We start from the raw sequence: 25,385 nt of genomic DNA, 5'->3' as shown, positions 1-25,385 counted from the left end.
ACGCTGTTCGGCGGGCAGGGGAGGGCAGCAGGGACACGGTCAGGTCCCGGCGAGCGGCATCGTCGCGGCGACCAGGAGACCGTTGACCGCGGCCTTGTCCAGCGCGTCACGGAGCAGGTCCTCGCGCGGCTGCTGGCCGATGGAACCGGCCGGAGCGGCGAACACCAGGACGCTCTGCGCCTTGTTGGCGGCCGTCCGCCAGCCCTCGGTGACCTGGAGCGGCTGGTGCGCCTGCCACCAGGCGACCGGGCTGCCGCCGCCGGCGCCGGGCTGCAGCACCGCGTGCAGCTGACCCATGGCGAGGAGGACGGACCAGCCGGCGAGGACACCGGGCAGCCGGTTGAGGTGGGGCGTGGGCTGGAAGCCCTGCTCCAGCAGGAGCTGGAGGAACTGGTCGCCGCCGCTGCCGTCCGTACCGGGCCGGGCGATCGGCCCGGTCGGTTCGACGACCAGGGCCGGGCGGAGGTCGTCCTCGATCAGGACGAGACCGCTGGTGATGCCGAGGACGGCCTGTTCGGGCATGAGGCCCTCCGGATTCTGTGGCTCGCTGCCGGTGATGGACCGCACGGCGCCCTGGAGCTGGTCCTCCGCGACCTGGACGACCTGCGAGGGGATGCAGGTCGCGTGGGCGAAGGCGAGCACGGCGGTCTCGTCGCCCACGAACAGCACCGTGCTGGTGCGCTCCTGGTCGGAGTCGCCGGGGGTGCGGCATGAGGTGCAGTCGTAACTGCCTGGGGCACTGTCGCCGACGAGCAGCCGGTCGGCTTCGGCATCGCCGATCTCGGCGCGTACGTCCTCGCTGACGTCGAGCATGCGCGGCACGGGTGGCTCCTCGAACTCGGTGCGTGGGCCGGGCGGTTCCCGGCTCATGGAAGACAACGGAAGACCCGGGGCAGGGGTCACGCGCGAATCGGGAGATTAAGAGACCGGTCAAGCGCCGGCGCCGGCAGGCCGATGAACCGGAAGACCGCGCGGACGAACCGGAGCCCAACCTTCCGTGTAAAGGCCCCATGATGCGCGCGCCTTCGTTCGAAACGTCACGGCTTTGTGCCACTCCTGTGCGAATGCTGTGGCGGAATCTGACGCCACGTAGGGTCCGATGCAGACCAGTCGAACAGGGGAAACGACTACGTAATGCACATTTCATTTCTGCTCCACAACGCGTACGGCATCGGGGGAACGATCCGTACCACCTTCACGCTCGCCAGGACCCTGGCGGAACAGCACGACGTCGAGATCGTCTCCGTCTTCCGGCACCGCGACGACCCGAAGCTCGGGGCACCCGAGGGTGTGCGGATGAGCCACCTCGTCGACCTGCGCAAGTCGAGTCCGGGGTACGACGGGGAGGCCGAGGAGCACGCCAGGCCCGCGTCGGTCTTCCCGCGTGGCGACACCAGGCACGGGCAGTACAGCCGGCTCACCGACAGCCGCATCGCGGCTCATCTGGGAGCCCTGGAGGCCGATGTCGTCGTCGGCACGCGCCCCGGCCTCAACGTCCACATCAGCCGGCAGGCACGGCGCGGCCCGGTGCGGGTCGGCCAGGAACACCTCACCCTCGAGAGCCACGGCTACCGCCTCCGCCGGGAGATAAGTCACCGGTACCAGCAGCTCGACGCGGTGACCACCGTCACCGAGGCCGACGCCCGGGACTACCGCACCGGTCTGCGGCTGCCCGGCGTACGGATCGAGGCCATCCCGAACAGCGTGCCCGAGCCCGCCGGCCCGCCCGCGGACTGCGACGCCAAGTCGATCGTGGCGGCGGGCCGGCTGCACCGGGTCAAGCGCTACGACGTACTGATCCGGGCCTTCGCCGAGATCGCGGCGGTGCGCCCGGAGTGGCGGCTGCGGATCTACGGCGCGGGGGACGCGTCCGGCAACGAGCAGAAACCCCTGCGCGGGCTCGTCGACGAGCTCGGACTCCGGGAGCGGGTCTTCCTCATGGGTTCGGCCGACCCCATGGAGAGGGAGTGGCCCAGGAGCTCCATCGCCGCGGTCACCTCCGAGCGGGAGTCGTTCGGCATGACCATCGTGGAGGCGATGCGGTGCGGAGTGCCCGTCGTGGCGACGGACTGCCCCCACGGGCCGGCCGAGATCATCGACGACGGCACGGACGGGCGGCTGGTTCCGCTGGGGGACACCCACGCGTTCGCCAAGGCCCTGCTCGGCCTGATCGACGACGACGCCCTGCGGCGCCGCATGGGCCGCGCCGCACGGGCCTCCGCGGCGCGGTTCGACCCGGCACCGATCGCCGAGCGGCACGAGAGGCTCTTCGCCGAGCTGGCCGCCCAGGGCGGCGGAACGCGGTCGCAGGGCGTCCTGCGCGGCGCGTACCACCGGTCCAGGGGCGGCGTGCTGGACGGGGCGTACGCGCTGCGTTACAAGGCCGCGGCGGTGATCCGCAGGGGAGCCTGACGGGGCACCCGGACGGCGGGACCGGGAAAGGTAAGGAATGCATAAGGGGGAGTGAATTCGAGGTGGCGTGCCCGTATATTCTTCTTTCCGGGGTCTCCGAAAAGAGGATCGCGCACGGTACCCTCTCCCCCTTGAATTCCCACCCGGCGGCTCTCGCGGGTGCATTTCCTGGGTGCCTCGTAATTCAGCCCGAGTGGAGCCGGGCTGCCGTTCGGGTGAAGTCGTCCCGGGTAAACGCGCGTGGGGATCCTGTGACACAAGCGTGACCGCCGAGGTACACGGAGATGCGTCGGGACCCGTGACCACCACCGCTTCCGCCACGGCGCGGGGCGGCCTACGGTGAGAGGTATGGCATCTGTACCGACCCCTCCCGCCCAGCCGGACGACACCCCCGAGACATACGTCGGCCTCGACGCGGAGGCCGCCGAACGGCAGGCCAGAGCCCGTGGCTGGAGCACGGTCCGGGCTCTCGCGCCGGGCACCGTCATCACCATGGAGTTCCGTGGCGGACGCATCAACTTCGAGGTGGACGCCTCGACCGTGACCCGCTGCTGGGTCGGCTGAACCCGGACCCGACGAGCGAAGGCCCCGACCTGAGTCGGGGCCTTCGCCGTGCGTGGGCGCGGTGACGCGTACGTCCCCGCAGGTCAGGGAGGGTCAGGGAGCGACTGGCCCGCCGGCGACCGGGCGGGACGGGCCCGCGCCGCTCCTCGCCGAGCGGTCCGCGTGGGGCGGGCGGCGCGAACCGGCCGAGGCCGGCGGCGTCCGTTCCGGACGCACAGGGTGTGCCGGATGTGCCCGGGCCCTGGCGGCGGCTCCCGGGTGGCCCGCGCCCGCGGTGCCCGGTGCCCCGGGCGCCGCAGCCCTGCTCGCGGCCCCCTGCGCCCCTTCGGCGGTCGCCCCGCCGCCCAGCGCCTGCGGCAGTAGAACAGGCTCCGGTGTCACGGGAGACGGCGGCACGGGCGTCCGGAGCCGCCTGCGGCGGTTCCGCCACTGCTCGCGCACCGAGAGGATCAGGACCTCGGCACGCGTGATCAGCGGCTCGAACCACGGCAGGGCGAGCAGGATCAGCAGGCCGGCGGCCCAGCCCAGCAGGACGTCGCTGAGCCAGTGGGTGCCGATGTAGACCGTGGTGAGCCCCACGCCCAGCGAGACGAAGGCCGACAGGGCCGAGAGGTAGCGCCTGGCTCGCGGCGTGGTGGCCAGGTAGGCAAGGATTCCCCAGGTCACGACGGCGTTGGCGGTGTGGCCCGAAGGAAATATATCGCCGCCGGCGAAGAGCTCCGCCGAGCCGATCTGGGTGGCGTAGTGCGGGCCGAGCCGCCCCAGGCCGAGCTTGACCGCGCCCACCGACAGATTGAGCAGCAGCAGGGACGCCCCCAGCGTGAGCAGCGGGCGCAGCGTGTGCTGGCGCCAGGAGCGCCAGCCGAGCCAGGCGGAGACCATCACGGCCGTGGGGCCACGCTGGCCGAGCACGACGTAGTAGTCGAGGAAGGCGTGGAGCTCCGGCCACTGCTGGTAGGGCCGGAACAGCATGACCTTCCAGTCGAGGGCCACCAGCCAGGACGAGACCAGCACGGCAACGACGATGGCGAGATAGAACGCCAAAGTCCCGCCGAAGAGAGCGATGCGGTGACGGCTCATCCGCGGGGTCTCTATCTTCGGCGGTTCCGGCTCCCGGTCCAGACGGGCAAAGATGTCGGTACGCACGCAATGGACGTTACAGCGAGTGAGTGTGTGATCCGGCCGATCCCGCGTCTTTGTGATGACGATGTGATGTGGACTTTGTCTCAGGCAGGTATCCATTCCCGGTGCGCCGCGGAATGGGTTTCGACCCGCCGTCCATTAGTTCCACGCGCTATTCGTAGAAATGTTTGGGTGTCGATGGAATGGCGCAGCGTGACCGCGCCGGGGCGCCGCCGTGCCATTCGGAGGGGCCGTCGTCCGACGCACCGACGCGACGCCGGGGGACCGGCGTCGCGGGCCGGGAGCCCCCCTGGCGTGGGAGGCGGAGTGGCGTACGCCACACCCGGTGGCCGGCGAACGTATGAGCTGCACCACGCGTGACCACCTGGAACTCGCGTACGCTGACGGCTCACTCGCCCGTCGATGCCGGGCCCGGGGGGACGCCGTGAGCCGGCCCCAGCAGGTCTGCCGAGCGCGAGGACTCATTGTGGGAGGTACGTACATGACTGGGACGTCCACGGCTGTGAGCAGGCTGCGCGCAGCAGCCGACGGTGCCAACCGCTGGGTCGTCCTGGTCGTCCTCTGTCTCAGTCTCCTGCTCGTCGCGCTCGACGCGACCGTGCTGCACGTCGCCGTCCCCGCCGTCACCGAGGACCTGCGGCCCAGCGCCGTCGGCCTGCTGTGGATCGTGGACGCCTACCCGCTGGTCTGCGCCTCGCTGCTGATCCTCTTCGGCACGCTCGGCGACCGCATCGGCAGACGGCGTGTCCTCCTCTTCGGTTACGCGCTCTTCGGCGTCGCCTCCGCGCTCGCCGCGACGGCCGGCTCGCCCGGTGTGCTGATCGCCGCGCGCGCCCTGCTCGGCGTGGGCGGCGCGATGATCATGCCGGCCACGCTCTCGATACTCCGCCAGGTCTTTCCCGACCGCCGCGAGCGGGCCCTGGCCATCGGTGTGTGGACCGCGGTCGCCGCCGCCGGAGCCGCGACCGGGCCGGTCATCGGCGGCTTCCTCGTCGAGCACTACTGGTGGGGCTCCGTCTTCCTGATCAACATTCCGCTCATGATGGTGATCCTCCCGGTCGGCCGCTGGCTGCTGCCCGAGTCCCGCGGCGTGGACGACGGACCGTGGGACGTGCTGGGCGCGCTGATGGCGGCGGCCGGGGTGCTCGGAGTGGTCCTCGGGATCAAGCGGATCGGCGGCGGCGAAGGGCTGCTGAACCCCGCCACCCTGGTCCCGCTGTTCGCCGGAGCCGCACTGGTCGTCCTCTTCGTACGCAGGCAGAAGCGGCGTACGCATCCGCTGATCGACATCGCGATGTTCTCCCGGCCCGCCTTCACCACCGCGGTCGGATGCATCGTGCTCGCCATGCTGGCCCTGGTCGGCCTGGAGCTGATCGCGGTCCAGTACCTCCAGCTGGTGCTGGACCTGAGTCCGCTGCAGACCGGTCTGCGGCTGCTGCCGCTGACCTTCGCCGCGATGGCTGCCGGTGCCACGGGTTCGTACACCCTGAGCCGCGTCGGTCCCCGCCGTATGGTCGGCTGGGGCTTCGTGCTCACCGCGGCCTCGGTGCTCCTGCTGACCCTGATGGGCCAGCACGACCGGCCCGTGCTGCTGACCGCCGGCTTCGTGCTGCTGGGCTTCGGGCTGCAGTCCACGCTGTTCGGGGCGTACGAGTCGATGCTGAGCGAGGTCCCCGCCGAGCGGGCGGGCGGTGCGGCCGCGATCGGCGAGACCTCCTACCAGCTGGGTGCGGGCATGGGCATCGCCCTGCTCGGCAGCGTCATGAACGCGGCCTACGCGCCCGGGCTCTCCCGGCTCCACGAGGAGGGTGTGCCGGCCGCCGCGGGATCGGCGGCCTCGCACTCGCTGGGTGAGGCCTACCAGGTGGCCGGCCGGCTGGGCGGCCCCATGGGCGACCTGCTGCGGAACACGGCCCGGCACGCCTTCGTCGACGGCCTCCACATCACCCTGCTGGTCAGCGCGGGACTCCTGCTGCTCGGTGCGCTGGCGGCGCTGCGTCTCCCGCGCGTCATGGACTGTCCGCCGGTGAAGCGCGCGTGCCGTGAACGGGAGGCCGCCCTCCCGGAGCAGGCCGTGGGGCCCGGAACGGCCGGGTCCGCACCACGCGGCGAGCACCGTCCGCTCGCGGCGTCCGACGCCGCGGCGCGCCGGGTCCCCCTTCCCTCCCGGCGTGAACCCGCCGAGGCCACGGGCTCTGGACGATCAGCACGCTGAGCCGTAACGTCGGCACGGCGCCGTAACTACCACTGCTAGTTTTAGTACCGTGGCGCGTTTCTGTACCGTGCGAGCCGCCGGAGGCACTCATGTCCACCACCGAGTCCGCGAAGCCGTCCGCGTCGTCGAAGGCCGCGCCGTTCGATCCGGGTGACCCGCTCGGCATCGACGACCTCCTCGACCCCGAGGACCTCGCGATCCGCGACACCGTGCGCACCTGGGCCGCCGACCGGGTCCTCCCGCACATCGCCGAGTGGTACGAGAACGGCGAGCTCCCCGGCATCCGCGAGCTGGCCCGCGAGCTGGGCTCGCTCGGCGCGCTGGGCATGTCCCTGCAGGGGTACGGCTGCGCCGGGGCGAGCGCCGTCCAGTACGGCCTGGCCTGTCTGGAGCTGGAGGCCGCCGACTCCGGCATCCGCTCCCTGGTCTCCGTCCAGGGCTCGCTCGCCATGTACGCGATCCACCGCTTCGGCTCCGAGGAACAGAAGCAGCGGTGGCTGCCCGGCATGGCGGCCGGCGAGACGATCGGGTGCTTCGGCCTCACCGAGCCGGACCACGGCTCCGACCCCGCGGGGATGCGGACGTACGCGGAGCGGGACGGCGAGGACTGGATCCTCACCGGCCGCAAGATGTGGATCACCAACGGGTCGGTCGCCGGGGTCGCCGTCGTATGGGCGCAGACCGATCAGGCGGCCGGCGGCTCGGGGATCCGCGGCTTCGTCGTGCCGACGGACAGCCCCGGCTTCTCCGCCCCCGAGATCAGGCACAAGTGGTCGCTGCGCGCCTCCGTCACCAGCGAGCTGGTGCTGGACGGCGTGCGGCTGCCCGCCGACGCGGTCCTGCCCGGGGCCACCGGGCTGCGCGGCCCGCTCAGCTGCCTCAGCCACGCCCGCTACGGAATCGTCTGGGGAGCCATGGGCGCCGCGCGCGCCAGTTTCGAGGCGGCGCTCGACTACGCGAAATCCCGTGAGCAGTTCGGCAGGCCCATCGGCGGATTCCAGCTCACCCAGGCCAAGCTCGCGGACATGGCCCTGGAGCTCCACAAGGGCATCCTGCTCGCCCACCACCTGGGCCGCCGGATGGACGCCGGCCGGATCCGACCCGAGCAGGTCAGCTTCGGGAAGCTCAACAACGTGCGGGAGGCGATCGAGATCTGCCGTACCTCGCGCACGATTCTCGGCGCCAACGGGATCTCGCTCGAATACCCCGTGATGCGGCACGCGACGAACCTGGAGTCGGTGCTCACCTATGAGGGCACCGTGGAGATGCACCAGCTGGTGCTGGGCAAGGCGCTCACCGGCCTGGACGCTTTCCGGTAGGGCTCTACGGCGAGCGCCCTGCTCAGCTCTGGTTGAAGAAGCCGTCGGCGGGCCGGCCGGCGGCTTCGCCGTTGACCACCTGGGTGTGGGCGGGGGACAGCAGGAAGACCCGGGTCGCCACGCGGTCGATCGAACCGTGCAGGCCGAAGATCAGTCCCGCGGCGAAGTCCACGACGCGCTTGGCGTCGCCGGGGTCCATCGCGGTGAGGTTGACGATCACCGGCACACCGTCCCGGAAGAGCTCGCCGATGGCGCGCGCGTCCCGGAAGCTGTCCGGGGTGACGGTGGCGATCCGGCGGCCCTTGTCCTCGGCCTTCTCGGAGGCGACTCGCACGCGCGGGTCGGTCACCCATGGCTGATTCGTGCCGGTCTCAGCATCCTCGGAGTACTCGTCGTCGTAGTACCGCTCGTCGTTGTCCTCCACGAGGCCCAGCCAGGCGCTCGCCTTGCGCACCGATCCCATGGACGCCTCCTCTCACCGCGGTTCGTTGGTTCCGTATCTCTTTCCTATCCCTATGGTCGTCCATGATGCGGATACAGCGCCAAGGGGATAGTCGCCGCGCAGGCGATTCGTGACGCTACTGGTGCAGAACATGTGGCGATTCGTCAGGGTTCGTACCGCATAGGGGGGCTTGCGGAAGGAAAATATGATGCACCCGTCCGTACGGGTGAGATGGGGGGCGTACGGGTGAACGGACGGCTCGATACGATGCACCCCGCGCAGGCGCATGAGCGCGGCTCGTCAAGTGAACGGCTCCCGGGGGATCGTCGTGTTCGGAATCGTGAGGCCATGTACCCATCGGCTGTCCGAGGGGCTCAAGACCGAGTGGATGGCTCATCTCTGCGGGCTCTGTCTCGCTCTTCGCGCGGACCACGGGCAGTTCGCCCGGGTCGTCACGAACTATGACGGCCTGATCGTCTCGGTCCTGACGGAGGCTCAGTCCGAGCGCTCCGCCGGACAGCGGCGCACCGCGGGCCCCTGCCCCCTGCGCTCCATGCGGACGGCTCCGGTCGCCCGCGGCGAGGGGGCCAGGCTCGCCGCCGCCGTGTCGCTCGTGCTGGCGTCCGCGAAGGTGCGCGACCATGTGGCCGACCGCGACGGGCTGTTGAAGCGGCGCCCGGTGGCCGCCGCCGCACGCCGGGTCGCGGCGGGCTGGGACAGGGCCGGTGCGCGCACCGGGGCCGAGCTCGGATTCGACACCGCGGTCCTGGTCGACGCGGTCGACCGGCAGACCGGCATCGAGTCCCTCGCCGGCCCCGGCACCCCGCTGCTGACCGTCACCGAGCCCACCGAGACGGCGACGGCCGCGGCCTTCGCGCACACCGCCGTACTCGCGGGCAAGCCGCAGAACGCGGAGCCGCTCGCCGAGGCGGGGCGGCTCTTCGGACGGCTCGCCCACCTGCTGGATGCCGTCGAGGACCGCGAAGCTGACGCCGCGTCGGGTGCCTGGAACCCGCTCACCGCGACCGGCACACCGCTCACCGAGGCCCGCCGCCTCTGCGACGACGCGCTCCACGGGGTGCGCCTGGCGATGCGGGACGCGGAATTCACCCACGGCACGCTGGCGCACGTGCTCCTGGTGCACGAGTTGCGGCGCTCCGTTGACCGGGCCTTCGGGCCCGGGGCGTGCTCGCACCGGACCGGCGGGCAGCCTTCGGACGCCTACGGCCCGCCGCCCGGCAACCCGTACGCACCGACCCCGGGGGGTCCGTCCGGTCCTCCTGGTCCGCCGCTCCCGCCCGAGCCGCCCCGCAACCGGCGCGGCCTCATAGCCGGCTGTCTGGTCTGGGCGGGGCTCGCCTGCACCTGTCAGATGTGCTGCGCCGGCAGCTTCAACGACCCGTGGAGCGGTCAGGAGCGCGAAGGGCTCTGCCACAAGGCCGACTGCTGCGACTGGTGCGAGGGCTGCGGGGAGGGCTGCAACTGCTGCGGCAACTGCTGCAGCTGCTGTGAGGGCTGCGACTGCGGGTGCGACTGCTGACGGAAAGTCAGCCGTTCGCACCCGGCGGCCTCACCTGATCTCGGGCGGCGAGATCCGCGACGTCCGGATCGCCGATCCGGTGGTGCCCCACTTCTTCAGGATGCGGTCGTAGGTCCCGTCGGCCTCGAGGCCGTTGACCGCGGCCTGGAAGGCCGGTGCCAGCGGGGTGCCCTTCTTGAAGGCGAAGCCGACGTCGAGCCGTTTGAACTCGTTGAGGAAGCGCAGCCCGTCCAGCTGGGTCACGCCGTAGCGCAGCCCGTTGATCGTGTTCATCACGACATCGCTGCGGCCCTGCTGGAGCGAGATCCAGACCGCGGACGGATCGGAGTAGGTCTTGACCTCGTACGGCTTCTTTCCCGCGTCGGCGCACAGGTGCTTGTTCTCCTCCAGGGTCGCCTCGAAGGTCGTGCCCGCGCCGGTGCCGACGGTCAGGCCGCAGAGCTGCGTGAGGTCGGTGACCTTCTTCAGATCGCTGTCGTCACGGACGGCGAAGCCCTGCCCGTCGTTGATGTAGGTGACGAAGTCGATCGTCCTCCTGCGCTCGTCCGTCACCCCGAAGTTGCCCGTGCCCAGGTCGTACTTGCCACTGCCCAGGGCCGGCAGGATCGCCTCGAAGGACGCGACCTCCCGCTTCAGCTTCAGCCCCAGCGCCTTGGCCGCCGCGTCCGCGAAGTCGATGTCGGCCCCGGCGAGCGTCTTTCCGTCCTCCAGGTAGAAGGCGCCGGGAGGGGCTCCCGTGGCGGTCGCGATGGAGAGCGTGCCCGCGGCGCGCACCTTCCCGGGCAGCAGCTTCGCCGCGTCCTCGTTCTTCTTCACCGACGAGACCACGTCGGTCGTCGGGATCCTGCCCTTGGCCGCGGATCCCGCGCCGGCCGGAGAGGCGGCGGGGCCGCCCGACCCGCAGGCGCTGAGCGCGAGTGCGGCCACGGTGATCAGTGCGAAGGCAGCGGTCTGCCTGGTTCTGGGCATGACGGAGTCTCTCCGGATTCGTCGACCCCGCTCCGGGGCCAGGGCAGCACGGAGCGTCGGGGCGGGAGATCAGCTGTACGAGGGGAGGGTCGAGCCACGTCGTGTACGCGAAGGAACGCAGGGGGATCCGCTCCAGCGCCGGCAAGGGCGCGAGCGGGAGAAAAGGAGACGCAGGGGGGTCAGCTCAACAGGAACAGGACCACACGCGACCGAAGTCGATGTGGGAGCGGGTGACCAGCCACTGCTGCGAATACATGGCCCAAGTGGAACAGGCATCCGGAGGCGCGTCAACTGAACCGATACGTACGGCTCACACTGTGGACAAGCTTGACAACGGCACCGGGTGGCGCTTTTCTCGGAAGCGGACCGGCGCTGAGGGGCCCGGTCCACGTTGTGTTTCGCGCTGAAGGCACGCCCCGTGTTCGATCTCTGCATCCACGGAGCCTTCGCATGTCCGCGCAGACAGAAATCCCTACCCCGTCACTTCCCGTCCCGCCGGACGAGCGCGCCGGGGAGGACACCCCTCGCATCGTCCCCGTACGCCGAACCGGCCGGTGGGCGGCGGCCGTTGCCGTCATGCTCCTCCTCGGGGGAGTCCTGGTCTCGGTCGTCCGCAACGACGCCTTCCAGTGGGACGTCGTGGGCGCGTACCTCACGACCGGCTCCGTGCTGCGCGGCCTCGGTCTCACCCTGTGGCTCACCGGCCTCGTCATGGTGCTCGGCTTCGCCCTCGGCACGCTGCTCGCCGTGTTCAGGCTCTCCGGCAACCCCGTCCTCCAGGCGGTGAGCTGGGGCTACATCTGGCTGTTCAGGTCGACACCGATCCTCGTCCAGCTGCTCTTCTGGTTCAACATCGGCGCCCTCTACCCGCAGATCCTCGGCGTCGACACGGTCAACCTGCTCAGCCCCATCGCCGTAGCCGTCATCGGCCTCACACTCCACGAGGCCGCGTACGCCGCCGAGGTGGTGCGTGGCGGCATCCTGTCCGTCGAGCGCGGACAGCTGGAGGCGGCCCAGTCGCTCGGTCTCGGGCCCGGGCGCCGGTTCCGGCGGATCGTGCTGCCGCAGGCCATGCGCTCCATCGTGCCGCCCGCCGGGAACATGCTGATCGGGACGTTGAAGGGCACCTCGATCGTCAGCATCATCGCCGTGCAGGACCTGCTCTACTCCGTGCAGCTCGTCTATCACCGCACCTACGAGGTCATCCCGCTGCTGCTGGTCGCCACCCTCTGGTACGCGGTGATCACCTCGCTGCTCTCCGTCGGCCAGTACTACGTCGAACGCCACTACGCACGCGGCACGGCGGGTGCCCGGTGAGCGACACCCCGACGCTCGTCGTCATAGGCGGCGGACCGCGTGGCACCGGCGTCATCGAACGCATAGCCGCCAACGCCGCCGAGCTGTACGGCGACCGGCCCCTGGACATCCACCTCGTCGACCCCTACCCGCCGGGCGGCGGCCGGATCTGGCGGCAGGACCAGTCCCCGCTGCTCTGGATGAACTCCATGGCGGAGGACGTCACCATGTTCACCGACGACACCGTCCAGCTGGACGGCCCGGTGTGCCCCGGCCCCGCCCTGCACACCTGGGCCGCGGACGTCCGCGAGGGGCGGACCGTGATCTCCGCCGACCCCGGGGTCCTGGAGGAGATCCGCGGTCTCGGCGGCCAGGGCTTCCCCAGCCGGCGGCTGCAGAGCGCCTATCTGCGCTGGGTGTACGGACAGGCCGTCGCCGCGCTCCCGCCCGGAGTACGGCTCCACGAACACAACGGCCGCGCCCTGCGCGTCTCCGGCTCCCGCGACGGCCGGCAGCGCGTCCGGATCGAGGGGCGCGCCGAGGCGCTCGTCGCCGACCTGGTCGTCCTCACCGTCGGCCACCTCGACGCCGAACCGGACGCGGAACAGCAGGAGCTGGCCGCCTTCGCCGCACGTCACGGGCTGGTCCACCTGCCGCCCGACTTCACCGCCGACACCGACCTGTCCGCCGTACCGGCGGGCGAGGCCGTCCTCGTACGCGGCTTCGGCCTCGCCTTCATCGACCTGATGGTGCTGCTGACCGAGGGGCGCGGCGGACGGTACGAGGACGGGGTCTACGTCCCCTCCGGCAGGGAGCCGGTCCTGTACGTCGGGTCACGGCGGGGCGTCCCGTACCACTCCAAGATCGGCTACACCTGGGACGGCGAACGGCCGCCCCTGCCCCGCCACTTCGGCGGCGCCCAGGTGGAGGAGGTCCTGAGCAGGCCCGGCCCCGTGGACTACCGGCGTGATCTGTGGCCGCTGATCACCAAGGAGCTGGGCCACGCCCACTACCACCGGCTGTTCACGGCCCATCCCGAGCGCACCACCGTGGACCTGGGCGACTTCGAGGAGAAGTACGCCGTCGCCGAGCCCGGCAGCGCCGAGCTCGCCGCGCTCGTCGCCTCGGCCGTCCCCGACCCGGCCGACCGGCTCGACCTCGACGCCCTCGACCACCCGCTCGACGGGGTGCGCCATGCCACGTACGACTCACTGCAGGACGGGCTGCGCGCCTACATCGCCGCCGATCTCGAACGCCGCCACGACCCCGCGCACAGCTCCGACCTCGCGGTGTTCCTCGGACTGCTCTCCGTATACGGGCAGTTGGTCGGCGCCGGTGACATCGGCGAGCGGTGGCACGGCTTCTTCAGCTACCTCGCCTCCGGACCTCCCGGGCCCCGGCTGCGCCAGCTCCTCGCCCTCTCGGAGGCCGGGGTCGTCCGCTTCCTCGGCGCCGGCATGACCGTCGAGTCCGACGAGGAACGGGGCGTCTTCCGCGCCCGCAGCGCCACCGTGCCCGGCGCGTACACGGAGGCCCGCGCCCTGGTCGAGGCCCGGCTGCCCGACCCCTCGCTGCGCAGGACCCGCAGCCCGCTGCTGAGCGCGCTGTACGAGGACGGGGCGGCCGGCACCGACACGGGGCTGCTCTCCGTGGACCCCGCCGACAACCGCGTCCTGGAGCTCGACGGCAGCCCGCACCCGCGCCGCTTCGCCCTCGGCCCCTACACCACCGCGCGTGGCGGCGGCGCCTTCACCCGGCCGCGCACCGGCGGCCCGGCCTTCCGGCAGAACGACGCCACCGCCCGCACGGCCCTCGCGTTCCTGCGCGACCTCTCCTGTCGGGACCGCCTCACCGCGTGAGCACGGCACCCCTGTTTCGCATCCTGTCGCAGAAGGAACCCGCACCATGTCGCTGACCAGCGATCCACCCGTCCGTCCACCGGCCGGAACCGCCACCGACGAGGAGCCCGCAGTCCAGGAGTACGCGGCCCTGAAGGTCGTCCCCGTACGCCACCCGTGGCGCTGGGTGGCCGTCGCGGCCACGGCCGTGCTGCTCGCCCAGTTCCTGAACGGCCTGGTCACCAACCCCGGCTGGGAATGGGACGTCTTCGCCCGCTTCGTGACCACCGAGACCATCCTCCGCGCCGTGTGGATCACCCTGCAGCTGACCTTCTACGGCACGGTGATCGGTTTCGCGCTCGGCATCGTCCTCGCCTTCATGCGGCTGTCCGCCAGCCCGTTCCTCAGAGCGGTGTCGTACGCGTACATCTGGGCGTTCCGCTCGATCCCGCTCATCGTCCAGCTGCTGTTCTGGTTCAACCTGGCGTACCTCTACAAGGAGCTCGAATTCGGCATCCCGTTCGGGCCCGGATTCGTCACCTTCGACACGATGAACCTCGTCGGCGCGATGAGCGCCGCCGTCCTCGGGCTCGCCCTGCACCAGGCGGCGTACGCGGCGGAGATCGTCCGCGGCGGCGTACTCGCGGTGGACAGCGGGCAGTTGGAAGCGGCCGCCGCGCTGGGGATCCCACGGCTGCGCCAGCTGCGGCGCATCGTGCTGCCGCAGGCGATGCGCTCCATCCTGCCGAACGCCGCCAACGAGATCATCTCCCTCTTCAAGGGCACCTCGATCGTCTCCGTGATGGCGATCGGCGAACTCTTCTACCAGGTCCAGGTCGTGTACGGGCGCAACGGACGGGTGGTGCCCCTGCTCATGGTCGCCACGGTCTGGTACGTCCTCCTGACCACCGCGCTCTCCGTCCTCCAGTACTACGTCGAACGTCACTACGCCAAGGGGGCCGTGCGATGAGCGCACCCACAGAAGAAGTCACCGGACCCGACGCCATGGTCGAGATCCGGTCCGTGCACAAGAGCTTCGGTCCGCTCGAGGTCCTCCGCGGCATCGACCTGTCCGTGCGCGCCGGAGAGGTGACCGTCGTCCTCGGCCCCTCCGGGTCCGGGAAGTCCACCCTGCTGCGCACCATCAACCACCTGGAGAAGGTCGACCAGGGCTGGATCAGCGTCGACGGCACGCTGGTCGGCTACCGCAGGTCCGGCAACAAGCTCTACGAGCTCCGCGAACGCGAGGTCCTGCGCCAGCGCACCAAGATCGGCTTCGTCTTCCAGAACTTCAACCTCTTCCCTCACCTGACCGTCCTCGAGAACGTCATCGAGGCCCCGGTCGCCGCGCTCGGCCGTCCCCGCAAGGACGCCGTCGCCGCGGCCGAGAAGCTCCTGGCACGCGTCGGGCTCGCCGACAAGTCCGGGGCCTACCCCAAGCAGCTCTCCGGCGGCCAGCAGCAGCGCGTCGCGATCGCCCGCGCCCTCGCCCTGGAACCGAGACTGCTGCTCTTCGACGAGCCGACCTCCGCGCTCGACCCCGAACTCGTCGGCGAGGTCCTCGACGTCATCAAGGACCTCGCCCACGGGGGCACCACGATGATCGTCGTCACCCACGAGATCGGCTTCGCCCGCGAGGTCGCCGACACCGTCGTCTTCATGGACGAGGGACGGATCGTCGAACAGGGCACGCCCGCCGACGTACTCGACCGCCCGGTCCAGGAACGCACCCGCGCCTTCCTCTCCAAGGTCCTCTGAGCCATGTCCCCGCAATCAAGGAGCAGTCACGTGTCCGTCCGCCGCACCCTCGCCGCCGCCCTCGCCACGCTCACCGCCGCCGGGCTGCTCACCGCCTGCGGCAGCAGCGACGCGACCGAGGACGTGATCCGCCCGAAGGGGCAGAAGGACACGGGCATCAACATCGGCCCCGACCAGGACCGGATCAGAGGCAGGAAGGTGGACTCCATCGCGGCCGAGGTGCCGGCCGCCGTCCGCGAGCGCGGCACGCTCCGGCTCGGCGCGAGCGCCGACGCCTCGCCACCGCTCGGCTTCTACGCGACCGACGACAAGACCCGGATCGGCAGCGAGATCGACCTCGCGACCCTGATCGCCGACACGCTGGGCCTGGAGCCGGAGTTCGAGGAGGTCTCCTGGGAGAACCTCTTCGTCGGTCTCGACAGCTCCAAGTTCGACGGGGTCCTCTCCAACGTCACCGTGACCGAGGAGCGCAAGGAGAAGTACGACTTCGCGACCTACCGGCTCGACAACATTGCCTTCGAGGCCAGGAAGGGCTCCGGCTGGAAGGTGGACGGCCCCTCGGACGTGGCGGGGAAGACCATCTCCGTCGCCTCCGGCACCAACCAGGAGAAGATCCTCGTCGACTGGAGCGAGGAGAACGTCAAGGCGGGCCGGAAGCCGGTGGACATCAAGTACTTCCAGAAGGACACCGACTACTACCTCGCCCTCCAGTCGGGCCGCATCGACGCCTACCTCGGCCCGAGCCCCTCCGCCAACTACCACGTGGCCTCGGCCGGGCAGTCCGAGATCATCGGCACGCTCTCGGGAGGCGGTGACGGCATCCAGGGGAAGATCGCCGCCACCACGAAGAAGGGCAGTGGCCTGGCCGAGGCGTACGGCGCCGCGATCGACCACATCATCCAGGACGGTTCGTACGCGAAGGTGCTGAAGCGCTGGGGTCTGTCGAACGAGGCCGTCGAGAAGTCGGAGATCAACCCGCCCGGCCTCCCCAAGACCGAGAACTGACCCGAGAGGTTCCCCATGTCCGCCACCAGGCCACTCCACCTCGCCGCCGAGATCGGCGGCCCCCCGCGCTACGCCGCGGGTTCCTACGTCACACTCGCGCGCCTCGCCGAAGGGGGAGCGCTCGACTACGTCACCCTGAGTGACTCCTTCGGCCGCCCGGGCCCCGACGCGCTCGCCGTTATGGCCCGGGTCGCCCCGGCCACCACGCGGATCGGTCTCGTACCGACCGTCACCACCACCCACACCGAGCCCTTCCACGTCTCGTCCGCCGTCGCCACCCTCGACTGGGTCAGCAAGGGCCGGGCCGGGTGGCAGGCCGACGTGTCGACGACCGAGGCCGAGGCCCGGCTGTTCGGCCGGCGGTCCGCCGCACCCGCCGGCGCCCTGTGGCAGGAGGCGGGGGAGGTCGCCGACGTCGGGGCCCGGCTGTGGGACAGCTGGGAGGACGACGCGGAGATCCGGGACGTCGCCACCGGCCGCTTCATCGACCGCGACAAGCTGCACCACGTCGACTTCGAGGGCAGCACCTTCTCCGTCCGGGGCCCGGCCATCGTGCCCCGGCCGCCGCAGGGCCGGCCCGTCACCGTCATCGACGGCACGAGCGGCCCCGCCCGGGAGACCGCCGCGCGGTACGCCGACGTCGTCCACGTACGGGCGACCTCGCCCGAACAGGCGGCCGCGCTCCGCGACGACCTGCGCCGGAGTGCCGCGGCCCACGGCCGGGACCCCGACGCCCTGCGGATCCTGGTCGCCCTCACCGTCGATCTCGGGGACGCCGAGAAGGCACCCGAACCCGGTCTGGAGAGCGGTCCGCAGCTCGCCGGGCGGGGGACCTATTTCCGGGGCGGCCCGGTCGACCTCGCCGAACTCATCATCCGGTGGCACCGGGGCGGAGCCGTGGACGGCTTCCACCTCACCCCCATCACACCGGAGCGCGACCTGGAGAGGATCGTCAACGGGACGGTGGCCCTGCTCCAGCACCGCAGCCTGTTCCGCACCTTCCACCCGGGCGGCACACTCCGCGAGCACCTCGGCCTCGGCCGGCCGGCCAACCGTCACACGCTCGCGAGGACCTCAGGGGGCCGTTCATGAAGCAGATGCATCTCGCCGCCCACTTCCCGGGCGTCAACAGCACCACCGTGTGGACCGATCCGCGCTCCCGGAGCCAGATCGACTTCTCCTCGTTCGAGCACCTGGCGAGGACCGCGGAGCGCGGGAAGTTCGACTTCTTCTTCCTCGCGGAAGGGCTGCGGCTGCGCGAGCACAACGGCCGCATCCACGACCTGGACGTGGTCGGCCGCCCCGAGTCCCTCACCGTCCTGAACGCCCTGGCCGCCGTCACCGAACGCCTGGGGCTCGCCGCCACGGTCAACGCCACCTTCAACGAGCCGTACGAACTCGCCCGGCGCCTCGCCACGCTCGACCACCTCAGTGACGGGCGTGCCGCGTGGAACGTGGTGACCTCGTCCGACGCCTTCACCGGCGAGAACTTCCGCCGGGGCGGCTATCTCGACCGGGCCGACCGGTACACCCGCGCCGCCGAATTCGTCTCCACGGCACGTGAGCTGTGGGACTCCTGGACGCCGGACGGCACCTCGCGCCCGTTCGCGCACTCCGGGCAGCACTTCGACATCTCCGGGGAGTTCACCGTCCCGCGCTCCCCGCAGGGGCACCCGGTCGTCATCCAGGCCGGGGACTCCGACGAGGGCCGGGAGTTCGCCGCCTCCGCCGCCGACGTCATCTTCACCCGGCACGGCACCCTGGAGGCCGGCCGGCGGTTCTACGCCGACGTCAAGGCGCGCCTCGCGAAATACGGCAGGCAGCCCGGTGACCTGAAGATCATGCCCGGGGTCACCGTCGTCCTGGGCGACACCGACGCGGAGGCCCAGCAGACCGCCGCCGAGATCCGCCACCAGCAGGTGTCGCCGCAGAACGCGATCCTCGCCCTCGAACAGATCTGGGGCCGCGACCTCTCCTCGTACGACCCCGACGGGCCCCTCCCCGACATCGACCCGGACCCCGGGTCGGACCTGGTCCAGGGCAGGGTCCGGGTCGCGGACCCGCTGGCCGCGGCCGCGCGATGGCGGGAGCTCTCCGAGGCGAAGGGGCTGTCCATCCGCCAGACGGCCATCGAGGCCACGGCCCGGCAGTCCTTCATCGGTTCCCCCTCGACGGTCGCCGCCGACCTGGAGAAGTTCGTCGCCACCGGCGCGGCCGACGGCTTCATCCTCGTACCGCATCTCACCCCGGGCGGCCTCGACGGCTTCGTCGACCAGGTCGTCCCGCTCCTCCAGGAGCGCGGGGCCTTCCGCACCGAATACACCGGCTCCACGCTGAGGTCGCACCTCGGCCTGGCCCGGCCCGTATGGAAAAGTTGACCGCATGAGCACGGACGCACAGCAGGACAGCGAGGAGTTCCACGCCTGGCAGCGCTGGCACGAGCGGCGCATCGTCGCCGTGGCCGCGCCGCACGGCCCGCTCTCCCTCACCGGCACCCACTGGCTCGCCGACCACCCGGAGGGTCGAATTCCGGCCGTGCCCGGTCAGTGGCGCGAGGAGGGCGGCGAGGTGGTGCTCACCGCCACCCCCGAGGACGGGCTGACCGTCGACACGAAGCCGCTGTCCGGCGAGGTCCGCCTCGGCGCCGACCGCGGACCCATCGACACCTCCCGGGTGGCACAGGGCGAGCGCCGCCTGGTCGTGCTGAGCCGCGAAGGCCTTTGGGCCGTACGGGACTTCGACCCCCAGTCCCCGGCCAGGCACGCCTTCCGGACCATCGACGCCACCCCGTACGACCCGAAGTGGTCGCTGGACGGCACCTTCAGGCCGTACGACTCCGACCGGACCGTGCGCGTCGAGAACGCCGACGGGCGCCGGCGGGGGCTGGGGCTCGCGGGCGAGATCGCCTTCACCCTGGACGGCGCCGAGCGCACCCTCCAGGTGGCGGTCGAGCCCGACGGTTCGCTCTGGGCCGTCTTCGCCGACACCACCAGCGGGAACGGCAGCTACCGCTTCCGCTTCCTGAGGCCTCCGGCGCCCGACGCGGAGGGCAGGGTGCACGTCGACTTCAACCGCACCCTGCTGCCGCCGTGCGCCTTCGCCGACCACTTCATCTGCCCCTTCCCGCCGCCGGGCAACACCCTCACGGTGGCGGTCCCCGCGGGGGAGCGGAACCGTATCGACGGCTGAACCGTCCCACCCCGGACGCGAGGCGGAGGCGGCCCCGTCAGCCCGGCCGGCCCCGGTGGCCCCAGGGCTGCCGGGGCCCGCCACGCCGTGCCCGCCCACGTCCGAAAAGGCGCCCTTGCGCGGCCTCCTGACGCCCCTTGATACTCCCGAGCAGCGCCCTTCAGGAGTACGACACATCCGAAATTCGAACGTTTTTCGGAACCCTGTCGTGCCCCATGACCGCGCCTCACGGGTCCGGCCACCCCACATGCGGGCCCCCGATTCCCCTCGGGAGGAATGAAAAGTGAGGATCAAGCGCACCAACCCCCGCAGCGGCAGCACCGCGAGACGCACCCGGATCACGGCCGTCTCCGCAGGCATCGTAGCCGTCGCCGCCCTCGCCGTCCCTGCGGCAAAACGCCGACCAGGCCGGAACATACGGCGCCGACCAGCTGAGAGCGGCCGGAGAGGCCGTGCTCGACGCCGACGTCGCGGGCACCGCCTGGAACGTCGACCCGGCGACCGGACGGGTCGTCGTCACCGTGGACAGCACCGTCTCGCAGACGGAGATCAACCGGATCAAGGAGTCCGCCGGCGCCAACGCGGGCGCCCTGCGCATCGAACGCACCCCCGGCAAGTTCAGCAAGCTGATCTCGGGCGGCGACGCCGTCTACGCCTCCAGCTGGCGCTGTTCCCTCGGCTTCAACGTCCGCAGCGGCAGCACCTACTACTTCCTGACGGCGGGTCACTGCACCGACGGCGCCGGGACGTGGTGGTCCGACTCGGCCCACACCACGGTCCTCGGCACGACCACGGGATCGAGCTTCCCGACCAACGACTACGGCATCGTCCGCTACACCAACACCTCGGTCACCAAGTCCGGCACCGTCGGCAGCCAGGACATCACCAGCGCGGCCGACGCCACGGTCGGCATGTCCGTCACCCGGCGCGGCTCCACCACGGGCACCCACAGCGGCTCCGTCACCGGCCTCAACGCCACGGTCAACTACGGCAGTGGCGACATCGTCTACGGCATGATCCGCACCAATGTGTGCGCCGAACCCGGCGACTCCGGCGGCCCCCTCTACTCGGGCACCCGGGCGATCGGTCTCACCTCCGGCGGCAGCGGCAACTGCAGCTCCGGCGGGACGACCTTCTTCCAGCCGGTCACCGAAGCACTCAGCGCGTACGGCGTCAGCGTGTTCTGACCCGGCCGGGCACCGCCGCACTCCCGTGAGCCCCCGCCGATCCCCGGCGGGGGCTCCCTTTCGGCCCGCGGCTCTTGAGAGGATGTGGGGACGGTCGGTCGCAGGGGTACCACGGGGGGCGGACGCTGTGCGGTCCGGAGGGATGCCTTCCGGGAGCCCTCCGCAGACACCAGGGGGGTTCCAGGTCCGTGAAACGCATCGGAGTGACCGGTCACCGTTCCATCCCCCCGGAGGCCCAGGAGCACGTGCTGGAGGGGCTGAAGGCGGCACTGTGCGGACACGAGGGCTCCCTGGAGGCGCTCTCCAGCCTGGCGGTCGGGGCGGACCAGCTCTTCGCCGACCTCGCACTGGCCCAGGGCGCGGAGCTGACCGTGGTCATCCCCAGCGGGGACTACGAGGAGGGCTTCGCCGACGAGGCTGACCTCGCGCGCTACCGGACGCTCAAGGCACGGGCCGTCCGCGAGATCCGGCTGGACTTCCCGCACTCCACCGACGAGGCCTACTACGCGGCGGGCGCCTGGATCGCCGACCACTGCGACCGGCTGATCGCGGTCTGGGACGGCATGCCCGCACGGGGCCTCGGAGGCACCGGCGACATCGTGACGTACGCCCGCAGCCTGGGCCGGCCGGTCACCGTCATCTGGCGCGACGGTGTGGAGCGCGGCTGAGCCCACGCGCACTCACATCCGGTGCCTGACCAGCCAGTCCGTGTGCTCGGGCGAGACGATCCGCTCGGTCTCGAAGACGGCGGCCGCCCACTGCCGTTCGGTGAGGGTGGTCTCCATCGCGGCCTGCATGTTCTCCAGGTCGTCCTCGACCAGGGAGTGCGCGGTCACCAGAGGATGGTGGCGGCGCATCTCGTTCCAGGCGAGACAGGCGGCGGCAGCGGCGGAGAACGTCCCGGTGAGCGCGAACGACCCGGCGCCGCCGAAGGTCTGCAGCACGGCGAGGACCAGCGCCGGGAGCGTCAGCGCGGCGATGGTGCTGGACCAGACGAGTGCACCGCGCCGCGACACCAGCCTGCGCCTGCGGTACCAGCGCCGCTGCTCGATCAGCCGGTCCCGGATGTACGTCTCCTTGCGTACGGTGAACGCCTTTTCCCGCAACTCCCTCATGGACGCGGTGATGAGACCGCCGCCCGAGTCCGCCATCTCCTCCCTCGGGTCGTCCCATCCCACCTTCCGCAACTCCTGGAGCCCCTCCTCGAGCCGGCTGGCGAACACCGCCTCGGCGTGCTGGACGGAGGAGTCGAAGGGCGAGCCGTGGACCGCGTAGCGCCAGCAGTTGGACTTGATGAACTCCGCTGCGGAGCGGTTGAGTTGCCAGTGCGACTTTGCTTTGCGCCGGGAGCCGAGGTAGGTCGTGATCAGGACACCGAGGTACGCCAACACCGCGATACCATTGAGGAGTTGGATACCGGACCCGATCTCGGCGTGCCAGGGCAGGGCGGCGGGCACGGTGCCCAGGACGAGCAGGACGAGCTGGCCGCGGGTGGTGTTGACCGCCTCGCGCTGGCGTGCGACGGCCACGGCGTCGGTGTGGTGGAAGAGTGCGGGCAGATCAGCGCTCCTGAAGACCATGCTCTGCAGCGGTCCTGGAATCGCCGTCATGATCACCCCTGTATTCGATGTAGTGGTCACCCCGGGCGGTGCCTGAATGGGTTACGGCCCATTTGGAGTAGTCCCGCAAATCACTCGGGTTACGGCTGTACGAGTCGAGTTGCACACCGGGGCCATGAGAGTAAAGTCGTGCCGCCGGACACTGCAATGGTGCAGGTGCCGGTGCTGTTTCCGTGTCCGGAACGAGCCCCTCAAGGACGGCCGTGAAGACCTACGAATCCATCCCGAGCTTCGCTGTCGCGAAGCGTCGTGTGCCGCTTGCGAAGATCGACGCATCCGGCAGTGCAGCAGCTGAGAAGATGGGCCGGGTGCTCGCGACGGCAGGCGGCCGTCCGACACAGATCTCGACATTCAACTCCTCGCTGTAGGAACAGCAGGGCCGCCGCTGCCGTAAAGCTGTAAGAATTCCACCCGTTCGGCCGATCGGCTACTGTGGCCCGTCGTCCGGATTCACGGCGCGGCTGGACTAGAGTGGTGGAATGACAGGCCCCGCGGTCCCGTTCCGCGAAATCGTCCTGAAGGTTCACAGCAGGTGTGACCTAGCCTGCGATCATTGCTATGTCTACGAACATGCTGATCAGAGCTGGAGAACCCGGCCGAAGACTGTTTCTGATCATGTCATCTCCAGAACGGCGCAGCGCCTCGCTGAGCACGCGAAGACACACGCACTGCCCTCCGTGTCAGTGATCCTGCACGGAGGGGAGCCTCTGCTCGCGGGCCCCGCCCGGCTGCGGCGCGTCTGTGAGGAGTTCGGGTCGGCCCTGGCGGGCGTCGCCGATCTGGACCTCAGGATCCACACCAACGGCCTTCAGCTCAGCCCCCGTTATCTGGACCTCTTCGACGAGTTCGACGTCAAGGTGGGTATCTCCCTCGACGGCGACCGTACGGCCAACGACCGGCACCGGCGATTCGCCGACGGACGCAGCAGCCACCCCCTCGTGCTGAAGGCGGTCGAGCTCCTCCGGCAGGATCGCTACCGCCATCTCAACCTCGGGCTCCTGTGCACCGTCGACATCGAGAACGACCCGCACGCGGTGCTGGACGCCCTGGTGGCACTCGATCCGCCGCTCATCGACTTCCTCCTCCCGCACGCCACACGGGACGAGCCGCCGCCCCGCCCGGACGGATCGCCCACGGCCTACGCCGAGTGGCTCCTCGCGGTCTTCGACCGCTGGCAGGAGGAGGGGAGCCCGGTGCCGGTGCGCCTGTTCTCCTCGGTGCTCTCCACGCTGAGCGGCGGCCCCAGTCTCACCGAGTCCCTGGGGCTCGCCCCCACGGACCTGGTGGTCGTCGAGACGGACGGTCAGCTGGAACAGGTCGACTCGCTCAAGAGCGCCTACGAGGGCGCCGCGGCCACCGGGTTCGACGTGTTCTCGCACTCCTTCGACGACGTGGCCGCCCACCCCGGGGTCCGGGCGCGGCAGCTCGGCCTGGCAGGCGTCAGCGAGACGTGCCGCCGGTGCCCCGTCGTACGCTCCTGCGGCGGTGGGCTCTACACCCACCGGTACAGCTCGGCGAACGACTTCGACAACCCGTCGGTCTACTGCGCCGACCTGGAGGCGCTGGTGCGGGGCATCCAGGCGCGCACGAGCGCGTCCGCCGTGTCCCCGGCCCTGGCCGACCGGCGTGAACTGGCCGCCGAGCAGCACGACCTGACCCGCACGCTCCTCGCCGGCCTCCACGAGGCGCTGGACGGCCGTGGCGGAGCCCGGTGGGACGAGGCATGGGGGCTCGCGGGCGTCCTGGAGTCCTCCGGCGAGGGCGCCGCGGGGCTCGACCGCGTCGTGGCGCACCCCTATACGCGTACCTGGCTGCTGGACGTCCTGGAAGGGCTGCACGCCGAACGGCCCGAAGCCGTCGGCCAGGCGCTGCGACTGTCGTCGTACGTCGCGGCTGCCGCGGTCCGGTCCGGCCTCGGCCTGGAGGTGCCCTGTGACTACCGGGACGGGAGGCTCTTCCTTCCCACCCTCGGCGAGCTGCGGGTGGCCGGGCCTGGCGGGACGGGACGGGTTCTCGTACGAGCCCTCGGTGAGGGGTTCGCGGTCCGGCGTGAGGGCGGCGGTGAGCGGATCGTCGCGAGCGAGGCGGAGGGGTCCGACTGGCTCCCGGTGCGGCACGTCGCAGCGGGAGGCGCTCCCCGGCTCGCCCTCGACGACCTGGACCCGTACCGGGACTGCTTCGACGCTCCTGCCGCGCCCCGCCTGAGCCCGACGGACGCGGAGGCCTGGGCCGAGGGCGTCGGCCGGGCGTGGGAGCTGATGGAACGGGCCGCGCCACGCCAGGCGGCGGACGCCGCGGAGAGCCTGACCACGCTGACCCCGCTCGTCGCCGGCCGCAACACGAAGCGGCCGCACGGCCACGGGACCGTCGGACTCGTGTGGGCCGAGGACACCCGGGAGCTCGCCCTCGCGCTGCTGCGCGGTCTGCGACGGGCCAGGCTGCGGGCGCTCCTGGACGTCACGGATCTCTACGCGCTGGACGGAGCCTGGGAATACCGGCTGCCCTGGGAGCGGAATGTGAAGGTCCCCTTTTCCGGGCTCCTGGCCGGCACGTACGAACGCGTGGGACTTTCCCTCCTCGTTCCCGGATTCATGGACGGAGTGCCCGAGGCGCTCGACATGATGGACGCGGCGGCCGAACCCACTGTCGGAGGAATGCGACTGCTGGGGGCGCTCCGTGACGAGGCGAGAGGTGTACATGGGACAAGTGGGATGAACATCCTCATGAATGCCGTGGATCAAGAACCTGTTCGATGATTCCTGGGTATGGATGACTGAAAAGCGGCGTTGATTGACCGAACGCCGTGGGGGTGGAGCACGGTCCGCTCCGGAATGATGAATTCGCTCGCACCCTCTCCACAGTCCTGGGATGCGGGTGCTCACACAGGAC

General features: G+C 70.9%; 21 protein-coding genes and 1 pseudogene. 17 read left to right on the top strand and 5 right to left on the bottom strand.

Going from position 1 to position 25,385, the window contains the following annotated elements:
• Positions 1-39: 39 nt before the first annotated feature.
• On the bottom strand, positions 40-822 hold the full coding sequence (locus tag ACIBCU_RS28635) for a hypothetical protein (RefSeq protein WP_362931936.1): 783 nt from the start codon (positions 820-822) through the stop codon (positions 40-42).
• Between the two features lie 312 nt (positions 823-1,134).
• Between ACIBCU_RS28635 and ACIBCU_RS28630 the strand changes: the two genes are divergently transcribed.
• The gene (locus ACIBCU_RS28630; protein ID WP_399234940.1) at positions 1,135-2,412 is read left to right on the top strand and encodes a glycosyltransferase; all 1,278 of its coding nucleotides are present in this window, start codon (positions 1,135-1,137) and stop codon (positions 2,410-2,412) included.
• 348 nt (positions 2,413-2,760) lie between these two features.
• The gene (locus ACIBCU_RS28625; protein WP_356716230.1) at positions 2,761-2,976 is read left to right on the top strand and encodes an I78 family peptidase inhibitor; all 216 of its coding nucleotides are present in this window, start codon (positions 2,761-2,763) and stop codon (positions 2,974-2,976) included.
• 93 nt (positions 2,977-3,069) lie between these two features.
• Here ACIBCU_RS28625 and ACIBCU_RS28620 read toward each other — a convergent pair whose 3' ends face one another.
• The gene (locus ACIBCU_RS28620; protein ID WP_399234937.1) at positions 3,070-4,122 is read right to left on the bottom strand and encodes a phosphatase PAP2 family protein; all 1,053 of its coding nucleotides are present in this window, start codon (positions 4,120-4,122) and stop codon (positions 3,070-3,072) included.
• 478 nt (positions 4,123-4,600) lie between these two features.
• Here ACIBCU_RS28620 and ACIBCU_RS28615 point away from each other — a divergent pair, with 478 nt between their 5' ends.
• Both ACIBCU_RS28615 and ACIBCU_RS28610 read left to right on the top strand, forming a co-directional pair.
• Positions 4,601-6,334: an MFS transporter gene (locus ACIBCU_RS28615; RefSeq protein WP_399234935.1), complete on the top strand. Its 1,734-nt coding sequence runs from the start codon at positions 4,601-4,603 to the stop codon at positions 6,332-6,334.
• An 89-nt stretch (positions 6,335-6,423) separates the two neighbouring features.
• A complete protein-coding gene (locus tag ACIBCU_RS28610; protein WP_399234933.1) occupies positions 6,424-7,653 on the top strand; it encodes an acyl-CoA dehydrogenase family protein in 1,230 nt (409 codons plus the stop codon).
• A 22-nt stretch (positions 7,654-7,675) separates the two neighbouring features.
• Here ACIBCU_RS28610 and ACIBCU_RS28605 read toward each other — a convergent pair whose 3' ends face one another.
• Positions 7,676-8,116, bottom strand: a complete 441-nt coding sequence (locus ACIBCU_RS28605; protein ID WP_362931899.1) for a cell division protein SepF — start codon at positions 8,114-8,116, stop codon at positions 7,676-7,678.
• Between the two features lie 307 nt (positions 8,117-8,423).
• On the opposite strand from ACIBCU_RS28605, the gene ACIBCU_RS28600 reads away from it, so the two are divergent.
• Positions 8,424-9,635 (top strand): DUF5685 family protein, encoded by a 1,212-nt coding sequence (locus ACIBCU_RS28600; RefSeq protein ID WP_399234931.1) that lies wholly within the window; start codon positions 8,424-8,426, stop codon positions 9,633-9,635.
• Positions 9,636-9,665: 30 nt separating this feature from the next.
• Here ACIBCU_RS28600 and ACIBCU_RS28595 read toward each other — a convergent pair whose 3' ends face one another.
• On the bottom strand, positions 9,666-10,604 hold the full coding sequence (locus ACIBCU_RS28595; RefSeq protein ID WP_399234929.1) for an ABC transporter substrate-binding protein: 939 nt from the start codon (positions 10,602-10,604) through the stop codon (positions 9,666-9,668).
• A 450-nt stretch (positions 10,605-11,054) separates the two neighbouring features.
• Between ACIBCU_RS28595 and ACIBCU_RS28590 the strand changes: the two genes are divergently transcribed.
• From ACIBCU_RS28590 to ACIBCU_RS28545, 10 genes and pseudogenes are all read left to right on the top strand, one after another.
• Positions 11,055-11,921 (top strand): amino acid ABC transporter permease, encoded by an 867-nt coding sequence (locus ACIBCU_RS28590; protein ID WP_399234927.1) that lies wholly within the window; start codon positions 11,055-11,057, stop codon positions 11,919-11,921.
• Positions 11,918-13,759 carry an FAD/NAD(P)-binding protein gene (locus ACIBCU_RS28585; RefSeq protein WP_399234925.1) on the top strand — a complete coding sequence of 614 codons (1,842 nt, stop codon included), beginning with the start codon at positions 11,918-11,920 and terminating at the stop codon, positions 13,757-13,759. The genes ACIBCU_RS28590 and ACIBCU_RS28585 overlap by 4 nt, the downstream gene beginning before the upstream one ends.
• 46 nt (positions 13,760-13,805) lie before the next feature.
• A complete protein-coding gene (locus ACIBCU_RS28580) occupies positions 13,806-14,708 on the top strand; it encodes an amino acid ABC transporter permease (protein WP_399234923.1) in 903 nt (300 codons plus the stop codon).
• A 35-nt stretch (positions 14,709-14,743) separates the two neighbouring features.
• Positions 14,744-15,496: an amino acid ABC transporter ATP-binding protein gene (locus tag ACIBCU_RS28575; RefSeq protein ID WP_362931934.1), complete on the top strand. Its 753-nt coding sequence runs from the start codon at positions 14,744-14,746 to the stop codon at positions 15,494-15,496.
• A 30-nt stretch (positions 15,497-15,526) separates the two neighbouring features.
• Positions 15,527-16,501, top strand: coding sequence for an ABC transporter substrate-binding protein (locus tag ACIBCU_RS28570; RefSeq protein ID WP_362931887.1), 975 nt, complete (start codon positions 15,527-15,529; stop codon positions 16,499-16,501).
• A 15-nt stretch (positions 16,502-16,516) separates the two neighbouring features.
• Positions 16,517-17,593 carry an LLM class flavin-dependent oxidoreductase gene (locus ACIBCU_RS28565; RefSeq protein WP_362931885.1) on the top strand — a complete coding sequence of 359 codons (1,077 nt, stop codon included), beginning with the start codon at positions 16,517-16,519 and terminating at the stop codon, positions 17,591-17,593.
• A complete protein-coding gene (locus ACIBCU_RS28560) occupies positions 17,590-18,879 on the top strand; it encodes an NtaA/DmoA family FMN-dependent monooxygenase (RefSeq protein ID WP_362931883.1) in 1,290 nt (429 codons plus the stop codon). Before ACIBCU_RS28565 ends, ACIBCU_RS28560 begins: the two co-directional genes overlap by 4 nt.
• A 4-nt stretch (positions 18,880-18,883) precedes the next feature.
• A complete protein-coding gene (locus tag ACIBCU_RS28555) occupies positions 18,884-19,690 on the top strand; it encodes a DUF1684 domain-containing protein (protein WP_362931881.1) in 807 nt (268 codons plus the stop codon).
• Positions 19,691-19,973: 283 nt separating this feature from the next.
• A pseudogene (locus tag ACIBCU_RS28550) lies at positions 19,974-20,877 on the top strand (S1 family peptidase).
• A gap of 188 nt (positions 20,878-21,065) precedes the next feature.
• Positions 21,066-21,545, top strand: coding sequence for a hypothetical protein (locus ACIBCU_RS28545; protein WP_399234919.1), 480 nt, complete (start codon positions 21,066-21,068; stop codon positions 21,543-21,545).
• A 12-nt stretch (positions 21,546-21,557) separates the two neighbouring features.
• Here the strand turns inward: ACIBCU_RS28545 and ACIBCU_RS28540 are convergent, their stop codons facing one another.
• Positions 21,558-22,487 carry a DUF4231 domain-containing protein gene (locus ACIBCU_RS28540; RefSeq protein WP_362931876.1) on the bottom strand — a complete coding sequence of 310 codons (930 nt, stop codon included), beginning with the start codon at positions 22,485-22,487 and terminating at the stop codon, positions 21,558-21,560.
• A gap of 212 nt (positions 22,488-22,699) precedes the next feature.
• Between ACIBCU_RS28540 and fxsA the strand changes: the two genes are divergently transcribed.
• A complete protein-coding gene (fxsA, locus tag ACIBCU_RS28535) occupies positions 22,700-22,864 on the top strand; it encodes an FxSxx-COOH cyclophane-containing RiPP peptide (protein WP_362931874.1) in 165 nt (54 codons plus the stop codon).
• Between the two features lie 111 nt (positions 22,865-22,975).
• Positions 22,976-25,252 carry a radical SAM/SPASM protein FxsBH, inactivated beta-hydroxylase extension form gene (gene fxsBH / locus ACIBCU_RS28530; protein WP_399234916.1) on the top strand — a complete coding sequence of 759 codons (2,277 nt, stop codon included), beginning with the start codon at positions 22,976-22,978 and terminating at the stop codon, positions 25,250-25,252.
• Positions 25,253-25,385 lie beyond the last annotated feature (133 nt).

Source organism: Streptomyces sp. NPDC051064, from assembly GCF_044455985.1.
Lineage (GTDB): Bacteria > Actinomycetota > Actinomycetes > Streptomycetales > Streptomycetaceae > Streptomyces.
This window is presented reverse-complemented; position numbering and strand designations above follow the sequence as displayed.

Coding starts and splice junctions, on each gene's coding strand:
- fxsBH (WP_399234916.1), top strand. CDS start 22,976: ATGACAGGCCCCGCGGTCCCGTTCCGCGAAATCGTCCTGAAGGTTCAC.
- ACIBCU_RS28565 (WP_362931885.1), top strand. CDS start 16,517: ATGTCCGCCACCAGGCCACTCCACCTCGCCGCCGAGATCGGCGGCCCC.
- ACIBCU_RS28615 (WP_399234935.1), top strand. CDS start 4,601: ATGACTGGGACGTCCACGGCTGTGAGCAGGCTGCGCGCAGCAGCCGAC.
- ACIBCU_RS28605 (WP_362931899.1), bottom strand. CDS start 8,116: ATGGGATCGGTGCGCAAGGCGAGCGCCTGGCTGGGCCTCGTGGAGGAC.
- ACIBCU_RS28630 (WP_399234940.1), top strand. CDS start 1,135: ATGCACATTTCATTTCTGCTCCACAACGCGTACGGCATCGGGGGAACG.
- ACIBCU_RS28555 (WP_362931881.1), top strand. CDS start 18,884: ATGAGCACGGACGCACAGCAGGACAGCGAGGAGTTCCACGCCTGGCAG.
- ACIBCU_RS28540 (WP_362931876.1), bottom strand. CDS start 22,487: ATGACGGCGATTCCAGGACCGCTGCAGAGCATGGTCTTCAGGAGCGCT.
- ACIBCU_RS28590 (WP_399234927.1), top strand. CDS start 11,055: ATGTCCGCGCAGACAGAAATCCCTACCCCGTCACTTCCCGTCCCGCCG.
- ACIBCU_RS28625 (WP_356716230.1), top strand. CDS start 2,761: ATGGCATCTGTACCGACCCCTCCCGCCCAGCCGGACGACACCCCCGAG.
- ACIBCU_RS28560 (WP_362931883.1), top strand. CDS start 17,590: ATGAAGCAGATGCATCTCGCCGCCCACTTCCCGGGCGTCAACAGCACC.
- ACIBCU_RS28610 (WP_399234933.1), top strand. CDS start 6,424: ATGTCCACCACCGAGTCCGCGAAGCCGTCCGCGTCGTCGAAGGCCGCG.
- ACIBCU_RS28580 (WP_399234923.1), top strand. CDS start 13,806: ATGTCGCTGACCAGCGATCCACCCGTCCGTCCACCGGCCGGAACCGCC.
- ACIBCU_RS28595 (WP_399234929.1), bottom strand. CDS start 10,604: ATGCCCAGAACCAGGCAGACCGCTGCCTTCGCACTGATCACCGTGGCC.
- ACIBCU_RS28575 (WP_362931934.1), top strand. CDS start 14,744: ATGGTCGAGATCCGGTCCGTGCACAAGAGCTTCGGTCCGCTCGAGGTC.